Origin of the sequence: Paraglaciecola sp. (genome assembly GCF_030730205.1) — a bacterium.
Classification (GTDB): Bacteria; Pseudomonadota; Gammaproteobacteria; order Enterobacterales; family Alteromonadaceae; genus Paraglaciecola.
Genome location: NZ_JANQVQ010000202.1, coordinates 21,013 through 41,398, shown reverse-complemented (window position 1 = coordinate 41,398; position 20,386 = coordinate 21,013). Strand labels below are relative to the sequence as shown.

Genomic DNA, 20,386 nt, shown 5'->3' with positions numbered 1-20,386 from the left:
TACACTTAATGCCAATGACTGGGCTTATGTCTTTGGTGTAAACCCGATACGGAATTTTTGGGTGCTTTAGTCGTCGACTCAGATCGGTTCGATACCAGCCATGGAACAGTTGATCCACGGTTTCAAAGTTAGGTAACTCGATTTTCTGTTTTTCCAGAAGAGGATCTATGCCGTAACGTACTTCTTTTCGAAAATAAGCAGCGGCAATTATTGCGTCTGCCAATGACATTAAAGGAAATTGCCCCAAGGTTGCTTCTCGCCTTCCTTTGGCTGTGGTGTAGCGGATCATCCAATAAGGCGAGCCCTGTTTGCGGACGCAAAAGTATAGCCCTTCACCGTCTGAGTATTTTTTTGGTTCGGCTTTACTGTATGCAATAATGGCTGACCACCACTAAACAGGTAGTTGGTAACGGACATCTGCAAACCGATTTGGACGGGGAAAATAAAAAAGCCCTGTATTTACAAATAAATAGCAGGGCCTCTAAGACATTATTGGACGGGGTAAAAAACTATTCGATGTTTTGAATTTACTTTTTGAGCATCTAATAAATTCAACTAGTAATAGAACTTGGAGTTACCGATTAATAGTCTGGCAACTCAAAGTTCATTCAATAGACCGTCATCAAGATAGACATTTTTGTAAACATGTACCCACCTTTTATGCCTTCAATAGGTAAAATAATGTTGAATAAGTATTACTTTTCTATGACTGCAAATTTACCGTCTGTGTGCACAAAACCCCAAATTGTGTTGCTATCTTTAACATAGCCCCAATAACGTTGTTGGCAATTAGGCACTTGAAAGCCGCCTTCTGGGTGCTGGTCTGTGAGTCTGTAATAAGTAGAATAATGATCTGAATAACCACTCTCGATATAACATTCATCACTAAACGCCGGGACCCATGATTGGGTTGCTTCATCGAAACGGCCGATGGTTAAATCCGTTAAGGTATATCCTTCAGGTGCGGTCATAACTAATGTCATAGCGTCGGCAAAATCTAAACCATCTGCAAGGTAACGACCATTCCAGTTAGCGTCATTGCCGCTCGGGTTACCGTTAGCAAGAGATGGGTTTAACGATGCTTCAATATCGGTTCCTTTGACAAATATGCCATCACGTGTCGTGTGAGTTGGATTGTTAACTTGCTCACCGTTTTGGTTAACATAGGTTAACGAAGCAGATTCACCTAAGGCTAAAACACCTGCATCTACGTCGACGATAGGCGCAACTAGGTCCCCATATTGATTAAAGTATGAACCTTCTTGCGTTTGATTTCCGCTTAGGAATAATACATCCGATAGGGTGGTAGCATCCTGATCGATAAACCAGCTCATAGAGAATAGTTCGCGTAAGCGCTCCACTTCACCAACGGAAGCGGCATATGAGCTATTGTACGTAAGGTTGTAGCCATCAATGATAGTGGCTTGAGAACCAATATAACCATCTTCTGTCTTTGCTTCTGAGTGTGCATAGTAGTTTTGATCAGGTGCAACAACTCGTACGGTCGCATCTGTGGTGCGGGTATTTTCATCTAAAACTTGCCACTTAACTTGGTTACATGTTTTGGTCGTGCTCGCGCCTGCTACCATGTAATCGCCAGAATAGGTGCACCAAGCGTTACTATCGTAATCATAATGCGCGCCCAAATTCATATCCACTTCAGTTAAGTTATGGTCTGCGTAATAGGCCTTAGTGGTAATTTGACGGCCATTCACTTCAACAATAACAAATGAAATACCATTGCCAAGGTCAGAACTCACACTTGCGTATTTAGTACCTTGACTGTTAGTTAAATTTCCACCTGTAATTGTGTCGTAGAAGTTATTGATGAATAAGCCCGTTTCGTGTTCATCGTGCATACCATATAGATCTTCATAGGCCTTCCATGATGCGTTACCACCAATGATTTGGGTGAATCCATTAGCGGTATCTTTATCTTCTGATGTCGGATGAATTAAACTGCGAGCATATTGGTGATCATGCCCTGCAATATATGTAACTTGGTAATTGTTGAACAAGTTTAATATGTCTGCAGCCAATCCTGGTTCGGCTTCATCTTGCAATTTCAGGTAGCCCAATTGACCTATATCGTAACCATTCAGACTTGGCTCTTCTAGTTCTTCGTATGCGCTGTTTGCTGTCTCTAAAACATTGCTATAAACCGCAATTTCTTCAGCAGATTCGTTGTTTGCAATGGCATTATCAAAAGTCGCTTGAGCCACATCTTTTGCTTTTTGCAAAGCAATTCGGTCTGCTACATAGGCATCGTAAATTTCGACCTGATAAGTTTGTGGACGCTTTTTAGTTGATAGCGGTTCATGCCCAAAAGCGACAATATGGTCAACGTCTGCGGCATTGGCGGTAATGACTTCTTTTAACCATTCTCTTAAAATTGTCCATGTACCTCTATAGGCACTGCTATACAGCTCTGAAAAGTAGAAATCTAATGCAATAAACATGGTTTTATCTTCAATAAAATAATAAACCAAGTCTTCAGCACCAGGAAAACCTACCGCTTTACCATTATCTAAATGTTCACGGACTAGCGAGCCTGTGTATGCTTGATACAGCTTATAACCTTGGTCAAAATCAACCTGCTCGTAACCTTCATAAGGGTTAATACCGTTGTAAACATTATTGACTGACTGACGTTCCCACTCTTGTTCGTTAGTGAACCACGCAGGCCAGTTTCTACCATTTACGATTTCGTGATTTCCTCTTGCAGGGAAAACACTTACTCCAGCTTCTCTTAGTGGCCCTGCCACTTTTTCCATCCACTGCACATAGTCAGATTCAGCACGGTATTCGGTAATGTCGCCGGTGGCTAAAACCAAATCGACATTTAGCTCAATCATTTTATCGGTAACGGCTTCTACTAGAGGTAAAGGTAGCACTTTCCAGTCAGGACCAAAGTCTTTACGATCTTCAGGTGCGACTACTATGGGCTCGCCGTCACTGTCTACTTCAATATACGGGTGAAAAGGGTCTTCAACGTTAACTAAGTAGCTAATACCATCTTCATCCCAATCATTGGCTTTAACCGCATCATTCTGACTTTTAGTTCCAGCATCATAATAACCATCGCCATTGTAATCGACACCAACGTATTCTTTAATCGACAAGGTATTGCCGTCTTTATCAACATCAACATACACAGACATATTGTCGTCATCTCGGCCTTGAGTATCTGGAAAAATAGCAAAGCGTAAAACTTTATCCGCATCCTCAGGTAGGACGTTTGCGCCTGAGGTGGCATTGCTGCCTAAAACAGGTGCTTGTGCGGTTAGCGCATCTAACTTGGTTTGCAGGGTTGCAATTTCGGCCTTCAAAGCGGCAATATCTTCATTTGTTGAGGCATTGCTAGATGTTTCTTGTAAGGTCACTAACTCGGCTGTCATCGTATCAATCTGTGCTTGCATCGCTACAACCGTGGCGTTCAGCGTAGCAACTTCTGCATCATTTGCTGTATCTATGTTGTCGAGTTCGGTTTGCAGTTGTGCAACTTGTGCTTGCAGTGCACTCACTTCGGCGTCATTGTCGTCGCCGATATTACAGGCGCTAAGCACACACATGGTGGCTAACGTTAGTGTGAAATGTTTCAATTTCATAGCGGTTTCCTCATTAATAAAAGTAATTTTCATTGTGAATATCAGGCTTTAAGTTGGCGATATTCATCAAGGTTCTCTGCGCATAAGACGGCGCTAAAATGAAGAAGGGGACAGCATTTTTTATATATTTTTTCAACGCTATTTTGTCACTAAATTGTCATAATCAAGCCGTATCGTAACGCTCCCGCGTGGTTGTAATGCTGACTAATAATTGGTCTCACTAGCAAATTTTCACTGAACAGCTTTGTCTTATTTTTAGATAATTTTCAAAGTGTTATTGGTGCCGCCAAATATAACGTTAGGGTAGCCTTGTATTTCGACTTTATAAGTTCGAGCGAATATTCTTATGAAAAAAAACGATCCTTTCATTAAGCTGATGCCGAAAATCAGAACTTTTGTTCAAGCACGAACCCAAAACGCTGACGTGACCAATGACGTGCTGCAAGAAACCATGTTACGAACGATTCGAAATAATCAAAAACAAGATTCAGAACAAAAGTTAGATAATCCGCTCGCTTACTTAATTACCGTTGCTAAATCGGCTTTATTTGATCATTGGCGCACGGAAAAAAAACATCTAAGCCAATCTGATATGGTCGACGAGCATACACAAGGTCCGCAATTGGAAGATGATTTCATTAAACTTGAACAAGTAAAAATACTGTCGAAGGTTATAGATGAGATGCCACCTTTAAGACAACAAGTCTTTAAAATGCGACGCCTGGAGGGTAAGAGCCGAGAAGTGATTGCAACAGAGATGGGATTGTCGTTAGAAGCGGTAAAAAAACACATTAATCGTGCCATGGTAGATATTGCTTTATTCGCGGAAAAAAATGATTGGCAATAAGCATAAAAATTGTCACCTTTCCTAATTTTTAAACGTTTAATAAAGAAATTGATGCAAAATCATCTGGTACATTGAGAACAGTACATGAATAAAGATACATTAGAACAAGCCGCAGACTGGTTTGATCAACAAGACGCTCTTAACGCCGAGCAAACAGTTAAATTTGAGCGCTGGTTAACCACGCCCGAAAATGCTGAAGCTTACCGCAAAATCAGTCAAGTAATGCAGTCATCAGAATTGACTGCGGCAATGAATGTTAGCCTAAAAAATACTAAGAACGATAAAAATACAGCCAGGAATAATCCCCAGAATAGCGATAAACCTCATGTTTTTAGCTTCTTTCAATTCAATCCAAGCAACATCGCTGCGAGCTTCTGCTGTATCGCACTTGTTACCGCTTTTTTTATGTTTTCGCAAAATACGACCGATGATTCGTCGCCAATAGCCGCTGTTCCCCAAGCAATATATCAAAAGCAAATTCAAGCCCCAGTCGGTGCTCGTTTCTCTCAAGTTTTGCAAGATGGTACACAAGTTCATTTGAATGCGGATAGCCAACTAAATGTGGAGCAAACCGGTACGTCTCGATATGCGCTAATGGATCAAGGTCAAATATTTTTTGATGTTGCCAAAGATAAAAAACGTCCGTTTGTTATTGATGTAGGGGACATACAAATACGGGTGCTAGGTACCGCATTTGATGTAGACCATACCAATCAACGCACTCTGGTTACTGTTTATGAGGGACGTGTTCAAATAAACGCTGATCATGTATTCATTCTAACCAAAGGTGAACAACTTCTGCTCGAAAATGGACAAGCCAGTAAATTGCCAACCAAACCGCTACCAATGTTACCTGTTTGGCGCAGTGGTTGGTTGGAAGTTGAACAACAACCGCTGCAAGACGTAGTGGCGCATATGCAACGTTACATTGGACAGCCTGTTGAAATAACGACTCAAGAACTACTTAATCGCAAAATTAGTGGACGTTTCCCACTTGATAAGGCCGAACAGTCATTAGCTCTCATTGCGAGTGCGCACCAATTCACCGTGGCCTATGAAGCCGATAAAATCCTGCTTAGCAATTAGTAAAAACAACTTAATTCAATTTGAATTCGGTTTTTTAAATGCTTTATTGCTAGGATTTCGTTTCGCCATTCCACGTACATACCATCATCGGCAATACCGTTGTTATGTTCCGATAACCGGGTTAATACTGAGTTTGTTTTTTTGTTTGCCCTTAGCCATGGCTAACAACACTCAGTATTTAAAGACAAACACTGAAAAAAAACAATATATTCAGATACAAGACAGCTCTATTGAAGCGGCAATAAAACACATATCCTTAGTTTACCAAGTCCCATTTGTGATCAAGGGCGTTAGCGATATAACCGAAAATAAAATCAATATCACAGGCTTATATAGTCTGTCAGCCGCACTTGAAATAATGACACAGCAAAGCCCATGGAATTGCACTATCACTCCGTTTGGGATTGAAATATCTCGAGCCGTCAAAAATGTCCCGAACAAAGCTAAAAGCAGTATCGATGAAATTATAGTGACCGGCCTACGGGCTTCGTTAGATAAAGCGAAACAGCTAAAAACGCACACAGTGGCGGTGTCTGATGCTTTAGTATCTGATGATATGGCGAATTATCCTGATATTAATATGGCGGAATCATTGCAAAGAATTCCAGGCGTGGTGATCACCAGAGAAGCAGGTGAAGGTCGCCAAGTTTCGCTTCGAGGTACGTCTCCTGATTTTACCTTAGTTACCATAAATGGCATGCCTGTGCTGGCAAATAATGATTCGCCGATGGACAGCCGTGTGCAAAAACAACATGATCGTTCATTAGATTTCAATGTGTTTTCATCTGAATTATTCAGTCAAGCGCAAGTGCTAAAATCTTATAGTGCGGAACAAACTACTGGCGGGTTAGCGGGTACATTAGCACTGCAAACTAATCGTCCCTTTGCGCAAAAAGGCTTTCAATTTGTACTCGCGCCTCAACTTGGCAAGAACCAATATTCTGATAATGTCGCGCCGCGTATAACAGGTTTAATCTCGAATACATGGGGTAATTGGGGAGCGCTATTATCCGCCTCGTATGGCGAAAGGTTTGTAGAGGAACGAGGGGCAAATACAATTAGATGGCGGGCTATTACGCCTAACGGAATTACATTAGACGCTTTATCTGCCGAGGTGCAACAAAGCTTCGCCAATAATGAAGTCATTGTGCCGCGCGGTAATCGTTATTCTTTATGGCAAAGCGAACAACAAAGACGGGGGCTAAACTTGGCCTTGGAATACCAAAGTGAAAAGTCTTCAGCTCGTTTAGACATTTTGCACGCTGTGTTAGGCGCAACAAGGAACGAGTTTCACCTATATCCACGAGGCGAGCAATCAACGCCTATAATCTCAAGCATCACCGAATTTGTTGATGCCCAGTTAAATGCCAATAACGAGCTAGTTTACAGCGCTTTTAATAATGCCAGAGTGGCAACGGAAAGCCGAGCCCAGCGTACCGATACAAGCTATGAACAAGCGGTATTCAACAGTACCTTTAGCTTATCGGAACAATGGTCATTGGCGTTGCTGTTAGGATCAGAAAAATCTGACTTTGACATTCCCACCAGTAATAAGATTTATACCCAAGGCATGTCAGATATTAGTATCGATTACCGCGCTGACCGGTTTTTTGCGGATATTCAATATGGCAGTGATCTAACTCAACGAGACTTATGGACAATGCGAGAAATTGACCTTGAAGAATATTTTGCGACTACCCGCTATCAGCACGGCAAAATAGCCTTAAAATATCAATTCTCACCTAACCTGTTATGGCAATGGGGAGCTGAACACACGACCTTTGACACTCAAACATTATCTATATATCAAACTAATTTATTGTTAGATACATGGTCAACAACAGCACAATCCTTACCCATGGAATATATCCAGTTAGTTGATTCTCATCCCAAAGTCAGTTGGTTAGGTTTGCAAACCCACGATGCCATTCAGCACTTTGGAATTGATCCCTATTCACTAAAGAATAATGTTGCTTTGATTGAACAGTTTGATGACGACTTAACAGAACAAAAATCATCTGCTTTTTTTACATTAAACTGGCAATACAAGCAGTTTACACTAGTCGCTGGCAGTCGTTACCAACAAGAAACAACAACGGTTGTGAATGAATATTCTCGTCTTCAGCATAGCAACAAACATGTAAATTGGTTGCCTAGTGTGAATGTGGTTTGGCGACCATCGTTAAGCTATACAGCTAGATTCAGTTTGTCTCGTAATTTAGCCAGTCCTTCACTTAGCGCTTTGAAGGGCTATACTGAATATGACCCTACCGACCAAGTTATGTATGCCTCCAATCCAAACTTAAAACCCTATGCCTCGACGAATATTGACGTCTCGTTAGAATGGGAAGCAAGAGATCACGTATCATTTTCAGTAACGCCTTTCTACAAATCGATTGATGATTTTATTGCACCACAAGCAAGCTCATTAACATTCGCTGAAACGGGACTAGAAAACAAATGGCAATCTAGCAATCTATCCGACAACTCAGTTATTACTTTGGTCACTAATCAAAATGCTGAATCTGTTTCTTTGTTTGGCTTTGAAACCATGCTGCGATACGAGTGGTCGTATTTAACATCTAAATGGCAACACGTCGGCCTAATTGGCCACTTTAACTATACGGATGGAAAGAAGAATTACTACAATAACGACGCTGAGTTTTTGTTTCAAAAGGCGTTACCTTATTTATCGAAAAAAACCGCTGCGGTAACATTATATTACGACGACAAAATCCTGAGTGGGCGAATTTCAGCATCCTATCGAGACAATTATATCCATCAAGTCAATCCAATGACTTTACAAGACGAAGATGAAACGGGTTTTCACTCCACCTTTTATATTGATGCGAGTTTTAGCTTGCAGTTGAGTCAGCAGTGGCAATTCAGCTTAGAGGCACAAAACCTTACTAATCAAAGAGAAGAGCAGTACAGTGACTCGACAGATCGCCCATATAACTCTACTACTAGCGGGCGTACTTTCTATATGGGTTTTTTATATAAATATTAATCTGTTTTTTTGCGAAAAAAGTGGATTACAACAAACACCTTTGCTGCTTGTACTTGTTCTCGCTTGCCTGCCTAATTAAGCGTTTAACATTGGCTGTTTTTGGCAGAAAGCCTTCAATTTTTTCTATTAATCTCAATAGCTTATTCTGCCGAGTATGCTTTTTTTAGCAAATAGTTTTAGTTCTGGCTTTAGCTACTCATTAATCGATTGGATGTCCGATAGGGTTTTATTTTGTACCTCGGCGCTTTGTTTTTTAGACCTGCTGACAAAACATTGGCATAGTTCGACCCTTTCAGTTTTACTTACTTTTGAATCAAACAAGCCTATTTTAATTAGCCTGATCTTAGGTTGATATATAAATCTTAATCAAAAATAAGGTGTGAAGTAGCTTTTTTCACTATGCCTAAATTTCGTATTGACCTTTCTGTCTAGATAAAGCAAAAGTATGAGATCAAAAAATTAGGAATAGTTACACTTATTGAGTAATATTTATTAATCATTGTTAGTTTGTGATTATTTATGATTATTTGGTTTTCAGTAGATGTATAAAAAATCAAAGCGGGTTGCCTTACTCGTTATATTGTTGATATTTGTGAGTCATATTAACGCAGAACAAGTTGATTTTGTTGGCTCTAAAACCTGCCAATCATGTCACGAAGCTGAATTTTCCGCTTGGGAAGCGTCAGATCATTATAAGTCTATGCAGATACCGACAGACGAGTCGGTACTGGGTGACTTTAACAATGTAGAGGTTGAATTTCACAATATTAAAACTCGTTTTTTCAAAACAGATAATAAATTTTACGTTGAGACGACTGATTCAAAAGGAAAGCGTGCGATTTTCACTGTTGATTACACGTTCGGTTATTTTCCTTTACAACAATATTTATTGAATATTGGGGATGGAAAACTACAGGCTTTTAATATCGCTTGGGATTCGCGTAGTGAAAAAGAAGGGGGGCAACATTGGTATCATCTTCAGCCTACTGAAAATATAACCCCCAAACATCCGTTTTTTTGGCAGCGACATTTTCAAAATTGGAATGGGCGTTGTGCAGAATGTCATTCGACAAATCTTCAGAAAAATTTTGATCTCACAACGAACAGTTATAATACGACTTATAGTGAAATTAATGTTGCTTGTGAAAGTTGTCATGGTCCAGGTCAGCGACATATTGAGCTAGCTAATGCGAAACAATTAGATAAATCGAATTCAGGGTTTACACAATCTTTACCAACTCAAAACCTATGGAGTTTCAATCCAGGAAAAACTATAGCAGAGTCACATGGAAAACCGCTTGATACCGAAATTGATATGTGTGGTAAATGTCATTCTCTACGTTCGCCACTTACCGACGAGTCGAACAAAGGAGGTTTTTTTGATAAATACCGAATTGAGTGGGTCAGAGAGCCGCTGTATCATCAAAATGGTTTAATTAAAGAAGAAGTATTTGTATTAGGCTCTTTTTTACAAAGCAAAATGTATCAAGCCGGGGTGACATGCTCAAATTGTCACAATGCCCACAGCGGCAAAGTCAAAATTGAGGGTAATGGTTTATGTCTGCAGTGTCATCAGGCTTCAACTTTTAATTCACCAGATCACCACAGGCATGAGCAAGGCAGTGAAGGCTCAATGTGCATTAATTGCCATATGCCCGATAAAGTTTACATGGGCGTAGATGGAAGACGGGACCATAGTTTCTCTATTCCAACTTTCCAGTTTTCTTCTGATCCCGAAGAGCCAAATGCTTGCTTAGCTTGTCATGAGAAAGAGGATGCTTTCTGGGTAGCTGAAGCTAAAAATAAATGGCAAAAAGCTAAGGTTAAAGACTGGGATAGGGTTCATAAGTTAATTGTATCCGGCGATGCAAAAGTGGATCAGGCGATAAAAACGTATCTTGAAAAGGGTTATACTCAAGGTGGTGATAGTGCGATCCGCAAAGCATCAATGTTACTTGAAAGCAGCAAGCAACCTAGCCAGGCTAGTGTTGAATTAACCATTAAACAATTATCTAATTCTGACTCCCTAATAAGACGGGGGGCGGTTGAAGCTTTAGAAGTTCTGCATCCGGCAGACCGCTGGCAAGTATTAAAAAATAGCTTGGGAGAAAGTAATCCCATCGTACGATTTTCAATTGCTCGGGTGTTAGTTGATGCTCTGCCAATTATGACTCAACAAGAACGACTTATACTCAAAGATCTGCTGGTTGAATATCGCTATATGTTGGGTTTAAATGCTGACTCGCCGATAACGCAAATGAACTTGGCGAGTCTAGAATTCAATCTTGGAAATCTTAAATCAGCTGAACAAGGCTACTTGAATGCCATTGAAATCGAGCGAAGCTATATACCGTCTTTTTTACAGATAGCCGACTTTTATCGTCAAGTAAAGCGCGATGAGGAAGGGAGGCAATATTTGCAGGAAGCATTGACAATTGACGCTAATAACCCTGATGTTAATCATTCTCTCGGGCTTTTTTACATAAGGCAAAAAGATTATCAGAAGGCCTTAGTATATCTAAGAAATGCTTACGAAAGCCCAGAATCTCAATTCATCCACGCTTATGTGTATGCCATTGCTTTGGATAATCAGATGCACACAAATACCGCAATAAACGTTTTAAAAACCTCATTAAGTCGTTGGCCTGCCAATAAAGAGTTAAGTCAATTATTGGCGAGCTATGAGAATAAAAATAAAGTGCGGAGGTAAACTGCAGTAGTTAACATAACTAAATTGTATTAAATTTTAATAGCTCAAACTTTCTTGAACGTCCCAACTGAACTATTCAAACAGCGCTTTACCATAAATTTGCCAATTTTTAATTGATGTTATGTCGGTAATTATTATCCATATCATTGGGTCCCAAGCCACCACTAACAGCAGTAGCATTCAGCCTAGATGCCGCAGCTCACGAGTCGTTTATGCCAAAACCTTTATTGGCGTATTCGCTGTCATGGAAAACAGCAACCAAATTAATTTCTGAATCCGTGTCGCCGATTTGACCTTCAAAGCGGCGATTCATCTCCAATTGAGACAGGTTCACGCCTCCGCCTGCCACCAAGCGACCAAATTAGTCGTCTGTGGTTATTCAAGCCCCGTATCCGAAACGTATAAGGTTGAGTCCGGACTTACTCAACTACGTTAATCAAGCAGTGAATAAAGTTTCGCTGCTTGGGTTGCCAAAAATCTAAAATACTATTTGTTCTTTCCCTTTAGGTCCATCGTAATCGTATGAAAACCAATCTACGTCAATAAAACCAGCATCTTCCCTTTCATTCCATGAAAAGAAACCCAGTCTATCTCCGGTCCACTTGCCAAAACTTATCGTAAATGTAGGTCCAAAAGCTTGAAAACTCTTACCATCAGTGCTGTATTCGTAAGTAGCTTGGTTTCTAGCATTTGAAGTACGTACAAATAAGATGTCCCCTTCAATTACTGGACCTTCAATTTTGTTGCTCATGCCATCCATATAAAACAAGCGCTTTTCGCCACTATGTAAACGTTCAACACCTAATAAATGAAACGTACCACCATAACGAACGAAACCAGCAAGTTGTCCATAAGCAAGCCCCGAGATGTCAAATTTTGCGGTTGCGGTACCTGTAGTGATACCCATTATACGTTGGCTGACTGTATTACTGGCTCTCCAAAAATCACCATCTGAGCCATCATTGTTAGTCCACTCGTTAATCTTAGGGCCATATTCCGGTCCTTTTGGTAGAACTTTACTTGCTTTTAAACGCAACCAACCAGGTCGTTCGGTCAATGACCAGTGTGTATCTCTTGGATTATGGTTCCATTCCCACTGGGGGCCTAAAATAGAATTTGCGAATGAATCATCTGATTTCGGTGCGTTAATAGGGTAGCCTTTGATAGGTTTTTCAAAACGTTTTACCGGTTCGCCTATTCCATCGTTGTCTTCGTCTACTCCAATTATTGGCCAGTTATTGATCCACGTCACCGGTTCTAAGCATTGTGGACGACCTTGAAATGGGATGTCGTCATTTTGAATTAGCTGATGCATATACCACCAACTTTTATCAGGTGCTTGCATCAAAGCGCCTTGACTTGCGCTGCGGTTTCCAAATGCTGAACCTTTTTCCAACACTGTTCGAACTTCGTATGGACCGTAAATACTCTCTTTAGATCTAAGAACAATCTGCTTTCTATCGTTTTTAGGATTTTTGACTCCTGGCTTTGTAGATGTATCCCCCATCGTCCACTGGGCCAGAAATATGTACCAAAAGCCATCTTTTTTATAAATTTTGGCCGCTTCAGCCCCCATACCTGTATAAGCTAACTTACCTTCATCGAGTATCTTAGTTCCGTCCCAACTCATTCTGTAAATACGATTTTCATTTCCTTCAATTTTGTTACTCGCACTTTTTTGTTTAGTACCAGAGTTAACAATCATGTAGGCTTCTTTAGTTTCTTTGTCCCAATATACAGCAGGATCGTCAAGTACGTCGGCTTTCGGGAGCATCATAATAGGTTTGCTCCAAGGGCCTTCAATATTATCTGCTGTTGTTACCATTAATCCATGCTGATAATCGATTTGATATACAAACCATTTACCTTCATGATAGGCAAGATCTCCAGCCCATACTCCAAATGAATATCCATTCATTCTGTCCCAATTATACTCTGGGGCCCATGACAGATTTGGAAAGGCATGGCCTACATTTTCCCAGTTAACCATGTCCTTCGATTTTAAAATTGGCATTCCAGGTGACATGTGTTGTTTAGATGTGATCATATAATAGGTGTCTCCCACCTGCTCGATGTCTGAATCTGGATAGTCTGCATTCAAAATAGGATTTATATAGGTTCCGTCTCCCTGGTCACCAAAGCTTCCTGTAATAGATTGCGTTTGGTCAGCCACTTCAATGGTTTTGATCTTGCTAGTTTCAGTTTGACAACCTGCCAAGATTGAAAGCAAAAGCAAGGTATAGCCAGTTGACTTATAGTTCATACGTTTTATTTTTATCATGATGATTTTGATACCAGAATAAATGTTAATTATGAGATCCAATGAGATTAACATTTTGACACATTGTGACTTATATTGATAACTGAACGCGCATAAATAGTCATAATTGATCGAAATTATTGATGGGATGTGTGCTTCTTTGAGAGTTCTATATAGGAGCTGAGCTGTATTTAAGCCTCAAACCTTTCCGCTTACTGGAGAACTGTATTTTGAGCAGTTGTGCTAACTTACAGTAAAAATTCGGTCAGTATTGTTATTTAGCCTGAAATTAAAGACTAAACGTTAGCCAAGACATCCATATCTTCGTTTTATTTTCTGTTCCGTTTCTTGGATGTCACTGAACTTGATGAAAGAAGAAGACCGAGCACGGTATCAGCGTACTACAGATTGTATTGTAGTTGAGGTAGTGCAATGATGACACTATCGAGTCGTTCACTTACTAGTATTAATAGAAGCGGCAACCGTTTTGATTTGGCCCAAGCCAAATTGTCGTCTTACAATCCCTAAGGTAATATAAGGATTTTTTATGAGCACAAGTGATACTTTTAAAGCGTTAGTTGTTGAAGAACAAAGTGATCATCGCTTTACTAAAAGCGTGATAAAACGCAGCATTTCTGAATTGCCGGAAAATGATCTACTTATAGATGTGCATTATTCATCACTCAATTTTAAAGATGCTATGTCAGCAAGTGGTAATAAACGTATTAGTCAGCACTTTCCTCATACTCCAGGCATTGATGCTGCGGGGGTGGTTGTAAATGACAAATCAGGAATATTCAACCAAGGAGACGAAGTTCTTGTATTTGGTTATGATTTAGGTATGAACACCCCTGGAGGCCTTGGCCAGAAAATATCGATTCCTGCAAACTGGGCTGTTCTTCGTCCGGATACTCTTACATTAAAAGAAGCGATGATTTATGGCACGGGAGGTTTGACGGCGGCACTATGTATTCAAAAGTTAGAAAAAATGGGCGCGTCACCCAGTGACGGACGTGTAGCTGTCACAGGAGCTACGGGTGGAGTAGGTAGTATTAGCATCGCTTTGCTTAGTCAGTTGGGCTACGAAGTGGTGGCCTTTTCAGGTAAGCCAGAACAATCAGAAAAACTCAAGGCGCTAGGTGCGACAGAAGTATTACACAGAGACTCCATTTTGGATGTGAAAGATGCATTGGCTGGAAAACCAAGATGGGCGCACGCAATTGATACTCTTGGTGGTGACTTCCTAACAGGTTTACTTAAACAACTTAAACCTGGCGGTGGAGTCGCATCAGTTGGTTTAGCTGCTTCACCTGAAATCGCTATGAGTGTAATTCCTTTTATTACCCGTGGTATATCATTGTTGGGTGTTGATTCGGTTTATATACCTCTAAAAGATAAACAGGATATTTGGCAGCGTGTCGCTACTGATATGAAATTGGCAGACTTGGAAAAATACCATCACGAAATATCTTTGCAAGAGACCCCTGAGTATCTAGATAAATTTTTGAAAGGCCAAGTAATTGGTCGCTATTTAGTTAATGTAAGAAATGCATAATCACTGTTTTACGTGAAGCAAATTAATCAGTATAAAGTGCTCGCTTTTGCTCGCTATTATCGGTGCCTAGCCAGTCATGGTGAACAGCCTAGCGCATTTGCTAATTTGAATATGTCATTTGAATTGAAAATTGATACTTGGTATACATCAATTTGGTAAATACTTCGGCTTAGTTAGTTTGATATAAGCAATGCTCAATCCTTTCAGTTGTGTATATACCTTAAGCTAAATTTCCTGTTGAACTAGGTTAATTTTAGGCGGGGTGAGAAGTAAGCTTTGTTTTAAATAATGCTTACTTCCGGCACACTTTCAGCAGTTTTATATCCGTGACATTGTGATAAAAGGGTTAAGAGCGATCGGAATGGTTTTAATCGTTACATTTCTAATTCAATTTTACGGATATTTGCTTCTATAAAATAAAAGTCGGCATACACGATAGGAGTATTAATTTCACTTTTGTTTGGCAAATTACCGGTAGCCTCTTCAAGCACAAAGCCCAATTTAAAACTCGTATCTTTTGTTTTACTCGTTAAATAGTGTTTTGTTAGCACGTGCATGATTTTATCGCCAAATTCTATGTATTCTTCTTTTCTCATTTTATTATCACTAAATTGCGCAAGTCGATAAGCAGCTGCTGCATAAAGTGCCGCGGCTGATGTATCTTTAGGTATCACGCGGTCTTTTAGTACATAAGCTTTTGTTCCACAAGGTGTCAACATATCACCTTGTATCATGGGTTCATCTTTAATCGAATTTACTGTTTTCAAAAACAAATATGACTCTTTAGCCAACACTGAGGCTTGATATTGAATTGGTCTCCAACCTTTGTAAGGTAGAATAGTTGACGGAATGTATTCGTCGCATAGATTTAAAATATTAGAATAGACCGCTGTGTTATTTGATACGTTTTCTGCAATATGATAAGCATCATCTCGATTGGCAAAAAAGTCCCAAATAGGTATTGGGTCATCTAATGTTAAGTGAACGACAGAATCGAATAGACGGTCTGTAAATGCTTGAAATTCTGTATAGACAGATTGTTTACTGTTCTCGTTTTTAGCGGCTTCCGCTACGGTTGCAAAACCATATAAAGACCAAGCTTGTCCTCGAGCCCATGCAGAAACATTGCCTAATCCTTGCCAATTACCAGGTTTATGTTCGCCATAATCGAAAACATGGTAAGCGATTGGAAAACGCTTATCCTCATCAGAATCGGCATAAAAGTAATGATTATTTTTAGTGCTGAAGGCGTGTTTGTAAGCTAACTCATGATGATATTGTTGGTCACTGGAAAGCATAAACTCCAAATTCATCATATTGTCGACTATTACAGGAAACGCCCAAGGTTGACGTAATTCGAAGGTATCTTTCAGTAAAGTTCCATCTGCTATAAATTGGGTGGTAAATTTTGGCTTCCAATCCCAAGATTTAAAGACTTCATTCTTTTGTGAATAACGGGTCGCTAAACTGTTTCGGCCGTCCAACAAAGCTTGTTTATAACGTTTTTGTTGTTCTAGCTTTAATCCATCGTAGCGGAGTGCCTCTCCAAAAGAATCATAAAGCAAAAATCCCAGATCGTGTGTATTGGTTCTTAATGACTCACCGATTATTGCATCCTGGAAATAGCTAGCATTTTCATACATTTCATTTTCTTGTTCTACTGAGAAATCAGAAATGTATTGTTTATTGGCGAGGATTTGCCATAAAACTCCTTGGAAAAATCCATTTGTCCATTTTTCGGGCTGCTCCATGTGAATCTTCTCATCCACTTCAGCTCGGGGAAAACAAATATTATTAGCTTGCTGACATAACAGAGCAGAGTCCAACAGCTTAGGGGTATTGAGGTTGGACAGCATTTTTAAGTATTGTTCTTTTGCAAAAGTTAGATTTTTTTTAGCATCAATTGAGCTAAAATATCCGTCAGTATATAGCTTGGATTCATGTTTGAGCTGATACTTGTTAGTTTGGAAGTTTTCATTATTGGCACAACCAACGATACCAAGTAACAACATAGCGACTGTGAGATTTTTCATTTCTATTCTCTTTTACAAATAGAGTGAGAAGTACAATTAATTCGCCTAATAAAAGATCTCCAGCTCAGTGACTGGAGATCTTAATAAATCGGCTTTATTCTATAGTTTAACGGTTACACCCAAAGTTACTCTTCGATCGGTAATGTCTTGTTCACATAAAAGAGTACCTTCGTTGAAACACCACTTAGTACTGTCTTCTCGAGTTAAGTTCACTCCCTCTAGACCAACTGAAACCTTGTCGTTGATGTCGTATCCAACACTAGCGTTTAATTGTCCTCTGGAACCTATAACCGGCGGGATATCAAATCGCATCACGTTTTCAGTTTGTGTATATGCGTCACGCCATGTGTAACGCATACGAACATTTAGGTCATACTTGTCATAGAAAAGTGTAATGTTGTAAGCATTTTCTGATAAGTCATCTAATACTATGCGCTGTGTTACGACATCATCGTCTAAAGTTGCTGTACTATTATCAACATCGGTACGACCTAATATCTGATTAATTGCGGCTGAACCATTATGGAAAGATTTTAAACTTGCCCCTGATTTTTGATAGGTATAATTAGCAATAATACCAAAACCTGAAGCCCACCCTAAGCTATCTTCAAATTCTGCTAAATCATACTGGGCAGTTAATTCTATCCCGCTTTGAGTCTCGGAACCATTGGCATTGATTTGCGTTTGCCTTGCGACACAGATACCAGTTACGTCTGTACGACTTGAGAAAACATTGAAGTTTTCTGGTGGCACGGTTGGGTTAAAGATACCCCCTCCTTCACAAGGTGCTGTGACATCACGCTCAATTTGTCCGGTAGGCCCAATAGGTTCATCTGGTTCGTCTTGGATCCTCGTAATTAAGTCTTTTCTATCTTTATGAAAGAATCCGAGTGAGATTAAACTTGAGGGGGTAAAGTAATACTCGAATGATAAGTCATACGACCAAATTTTTTCTGGAACTAATTCTGGATTACCTACTCTAACCACAGAAGAAGGGCTTGGAGAAAAGGAAGTAGAAGTAGACAAGGAATCAAAATTGGGTCTTCTAATATCCTGTGCAATACCCGCTCTCACATAAAAATCTTCGGAGAGCTCGGCGACTAAATTGAATCTGGGCAAAATAAAGTCGTAACTTGTATTTACAGTGCTTGGAATGATGTTAGCTTCACCAGTGGTTGCATCTGCTTCACCTAGGCTTGTACCAAAAGAGGTAAGGTCTGTATTCACATAACGTACACCCACGTTACCGTTGAACAAAATATCCTTGATTTCTAATTCATAGTCACCCTGTAAATATATAGCTGTTGTTTCCTCATCAATGTCAAAGAAAGAGGATACTTGAACAGTTGGTGTGGCCAATAAGTTGTTATTAGCGCCAACATTCGCATTATTTTGTATTATTGCGTCGTTAACTGTATCAATAACTAATTGTGGATTGTTAAAAGCAATATCGCTATCAATCACTAAATAATCAGGAATAAATAGCGTTCTGTTATCTGCAGCATCAAAGTTGTTAGCTCCCGGAGCAATAATACTCTCAAATAAACTTGCCCTTGGACGGTCGATGTTGCCAAAGGAATTATTCGAGAGATTGTTATTGGTCGTGGATGTAGTCTTATTCCAACGAACCCCCGCTTTGATATCAGTGAAAAGAGGATTAGTTCCCGAAATATCATAACTTATATCTACTCTAGCAGCAGCCTCGCTCCCTTCTCGAGTATTAAGATTGTTTCCTATCGATCTGAGCCCATAATTATTGGGGTCAAGCAATTGAGCGGTAGTCGGCGTTTCCGCTAAACCTTGTGCAATACCAAACTCAAAGGTGTTACCTGACAGATTAAAAATAGCGGGAGTACCGTTGTCATTTGGTCCGGTAGGTCCTGGCTGAGGTGAGTTTGGATTAATAAAATCCAATTCAGAATTAAGGGAGGGTAAATCGGTTTCTGAGTCTGAATATGAAAGCTCGCCAGTCAGCTTAAATTTGTCGGTATTCCATTCGCTGCCCAATGCAAATACACGGCTCAACGTTAATCGAGAAGATGTATTAGTCCCCACTCGTAAATTAGGATCTGTTCCACCCACTCCTAATATACCGCTTGTGACAACCTGAACTTCACCTAAATTTAAAGTACCATATTGTCCATCGACGCTACCCAAATTAACAGTTTCAAATCCGGTATTGGTTGTATTGTTAATTACAGTATTAGCCCCAGTGCCAGAAAAGAATGCTCGAGCGCTTTTTTGTGCTCTCTCTTGATCATTTATAGTTGCATCAAAGTAAAACTTCAAATCATCTGTGGGTTGAAATTCTATAGAGCCTGTAAAGTTTTTTGTTTCATAATTAAAAGTACGGAAGGGTTGGTCCAAGAACTGTGTTCTTAAAAACGGAAAACTCTCAGCGCTCACCAAACCTGAATTTGGCATTACGACTCTATCCCTGTCAAAACGAGGATTGATAGACGAAACGTCTTGTTCAGCATAACTCCCCGTTAATACAATACCAACCTTACCGAAATCAGTTTCCCATTTATCTCCAAAAGTACCTGAAACTTTTGGAACTGTGCTATCAGCAACATCACTATTTTCTCCTTGAACACGAAATTGGATTAATTGTTCCTTTAAACTTAGTCCACGTAATGTTCTCAAATTGACGGTACCGCCTACAGATCCTTCAACGGTCCTAGCTTCAGGTACTTTGGTCACCTCCAGCGACGCAATTAACGCTGCGGGTAAGTCATCAAAACTTATTCCTGTGCGACCTGCTCCTGAACTAACTGAGGAAACACCGTTTATTTCCACCCTGTTATCGGATGTTCCGCGAATTTGGACGCCAGTACCAACTCCAGAGCTTCTGGTTATTTGGACACCTGTTATATTTTCTAGCACTTCGGCCAAGTTGTTGTCTGGTAATTTACCAATATCTTCAGCTTCAATTACTTCTTTAATATTTGCTGATGCACGTTTTTCAGCCAATGCACTTGCAAGTGCGTTCCGAATTCCTGAGACTTCAATCACTTCATAAGTCTCAGCTTCATTTTGTTCTGCAGAACTAGTAACTGATTGAGCTAGAGCTGAACTAATTGTCCCATTTAAAGCGGCCGCAACAGCCACAGCGATACTTAATTTTCTATTTAAAATTTTTTTCATCATGATGCTCCTAAATGTCAGTGTCTTCGTCAGACGAGTTCACAATTGAAGCATGTAATTAACAATAAATAAACATTGCTTATCAAATATAGTCATAAATAACCTAATGTGAACATTTTCCCTCTCTGAA

Annotated in this window: 11 protein-coding genes; 5 read left to right on the top strand and 6 right to left on the bottom strand. The window is 39.9% G+C overall.

Annotation, left to right across the window (positions count from 1 at the left end; genetic code table 11):
- Positions 1 to 379 (bottom strand): Arm DNA-binding domain-containing protein (locus NWQ57_RS13660; protein ID WP_372340924.1); only part of this gene is annotated, 379 nt, incomplete at its 3' end.
- Between the two features lie 316 nt (positions 380 to 695).
- A complete protein-coding gene (locus tag NWQ57_RS13655) occupies positions 696 to 3,608 on the bottom strand; it encodes a metallophosphoesterase (protein WP_306022710.1) in 2,913 nt (970 codons plus the stop codon).
- Positions 3,609 to 3,954: 346 nt separating this feature from the next.
- Here NWQ57_RS13655 and NWQ57_RS13650 point away from each other — a divergent pair, with 346 nt between their 5' ends.
- The 4 genes from NWQ57_RS13650 (at position 3,955) to NWQ57_RS13635 (ending at position 11,261) form a co-directional block, all read left to right on the top strand.
- A complete protein-coding gene (locus NWQ57_RS13650; RefSeq protein ID WP_306022709.1) occupies positions 3,955 to 4,455 on the top strand; it encodes an RNA polymerase sigma factor in 501 nt (166 codons plus the stop codon).
- Positions 4,456 to 4,539: 84 nt separating this feature from the next.
- The gene (locus NWQ57_RS13645; protein WP_306022708.1) at positions 4,540 to 5,541 is read left to right on the top strand and encodes a FecR domain-containing protein; all 1,002 of its coding nucleotides are present in this window, start codon (positions 4,540 to 4,542) and stop codon (positions 5,539 to 5,541) included.
- Positions 5,510 to 8,551: a TonB-dependent receptor gene (locus tag NWQ57_RS13640; protein ID WP_306022707.1), complete on the top strand. Its 3,042-nt coding sequence runs from the start codon at positions 5,510 to 5,512 to the stop codon at positions 8,549 to 8,551. Before NWQ57_RS13645 ends, NWQ57_RS13640 begins: the two co-directional genes overlap by 32 nt.
- Before the next feature lie 592 nt (positions 8,552 to 9,143).
- Positions 9,144 to 11,261: a multiheme c-type cytochrome gene (locus NWQ57_RS13635; protein ID WP_306022706.1), complete on the top strand. Its 2,118-nt coding sequence runs from the start codon at positions 9,144 to 9,146 to the stop codon at positions 11,259 to 11,261.
- 199 nt (positions 11,262 to 11,460) lie between these two features.
- Here NWQ57_RS13635 and NWQ57_RS13630 read toward each other — a convergent pair whose 3' ends face one another.
- Together NWQ57_RS13630 and NWQ57_RS13625 are read right to left on the bottom strand one after the other, a co-directional pair.
- Entirely contained in the window at positions 11,461 to 11,595 is a 135-nt protein-coding gene (locus NWQ57_RS13630) for a hypothetical protein (RefSeq protein WP_306022705.1), read from the bottom strand.
- A gap of 144 nt (positions 11,596 to 11,739) precedes the next feature.
- Positions 11,740 to 13,596, bottom strand: a complete 1,857-nt coding sequence (locus tag NWQ57_RS13625; protein ID WP_306022704.1) for a glycoside hydrolase 43 family protein — start codon at positions 13,594 to 13,596, stop codon at positions 11,740 to 11,742.
- A 472-nt stretch (positions 13,597 to 14,068) separates the two neighbouring features.
- Between NWQ57_RS13625 and NWQ57_RS13620 the strand changes: the two genes are divergently transcribed.
- Complete coding sequence (locus NWQ57_RS13620) at positions 14,069 to 15,076, top strand: YhdH/YhfP family quinone oxidoreductase (RefSeq protein ID WP_306022703.1); 1,008 nt, start codon at positions 14,069 to 14,071, stop codon at positions 15,074 to 15,076.
- Positions 15,077 to 15,450: 374 nt separating this feature from the next.
- Here the strand turns inward: NWQ57_RS13620 and NWQ57_RS13615 are convergent, their stop codons facing one another.
- Positions 15,451 to 17,109: a glycoside hydrolase family 88 protein gene (locus NWQ57_RS13615; RefSeq protein WP_306022702.1), complete on the bottom strand. Its 1,659-nt coding sequence runs from the start codon at positions 17,107 to 17,109 to the stop codon at positions 15,451 to 15,453.
- A 99-nt stretch (positions 17,110 to 17,208) separates the two neighbouring features.
- Complete coding sequence (locus tag NWQ57_RS13610; protein WP_306022701.1) at positions 17,209 to 20,259, bottom strand: TonB-dependent receptor; 3,051 nt, start codon at positions 20,257 to 20,259, stop codon at positions 17,209 to 17,211.
- Between the last annotated feature and the right edge of the window lie 127 nt (positions 20,260 to 20,386).

Bases quoted from the DNA above. Each gene is read 5' to 3' on its own strand.
- NWQ57_RS13655 (WP_306022710.1), bottom strand. From the start codon at position 3,608: ATGAAATTGAAACATTTCACACTAACGTTAGCCACCATGTGTGTGCTT.
- NWQ57_RS13650 (WP_306022709.1), top strand. From the start codon at position 3,955: ATGAAAAAAAACGATCCTTTCATTAAGCTGATGCCGAAAATCAGAACT.
- NWQ57_RS13645 (WP_306022708.1), top strand. From the start codon at position 4,540: ATGAATAAAGATACATTAGAACAAGCCGCAGACTGGTTTGATCAACAA.
- NWQ57_RS13640 (WP_306022707.1), top strand. From the start codon at position 5,510: ATGAAGCCGATAAAATCCTGCTTAGCAATTAGTAAAAACAACTTAATT.
- NWQ57_RS13625 (WP_306022704.1), bottom strand. From the start codon at position 13,596: ATGTTAATCTCATTGGATCTCATAATTAACATTTATTCTGGTATCAAA.
- NWQ57_RS13620 (WP_306022703.1), top strand. From the start codon at position 14,069: ATGAGCACAAGTGATACTTTTAAAGCGTTAGTTGTTGAAGAACAAAGT.
- NWQ57_RS13615 (WP_306022702.1), bottom strand. From the start codon at position 17,109: ATGAAAAATCTCACAGTCGCTATGTTGTTACTTGGTATCGTTGGTTGT.
- NWQ57_RS13610 (WP_306022701.1), bottom strand. From the start codon at position 20,259: ATGATGAAAAAAATTTTAAATAGAAAATTAAGTATCGCTGTGGCTGTT.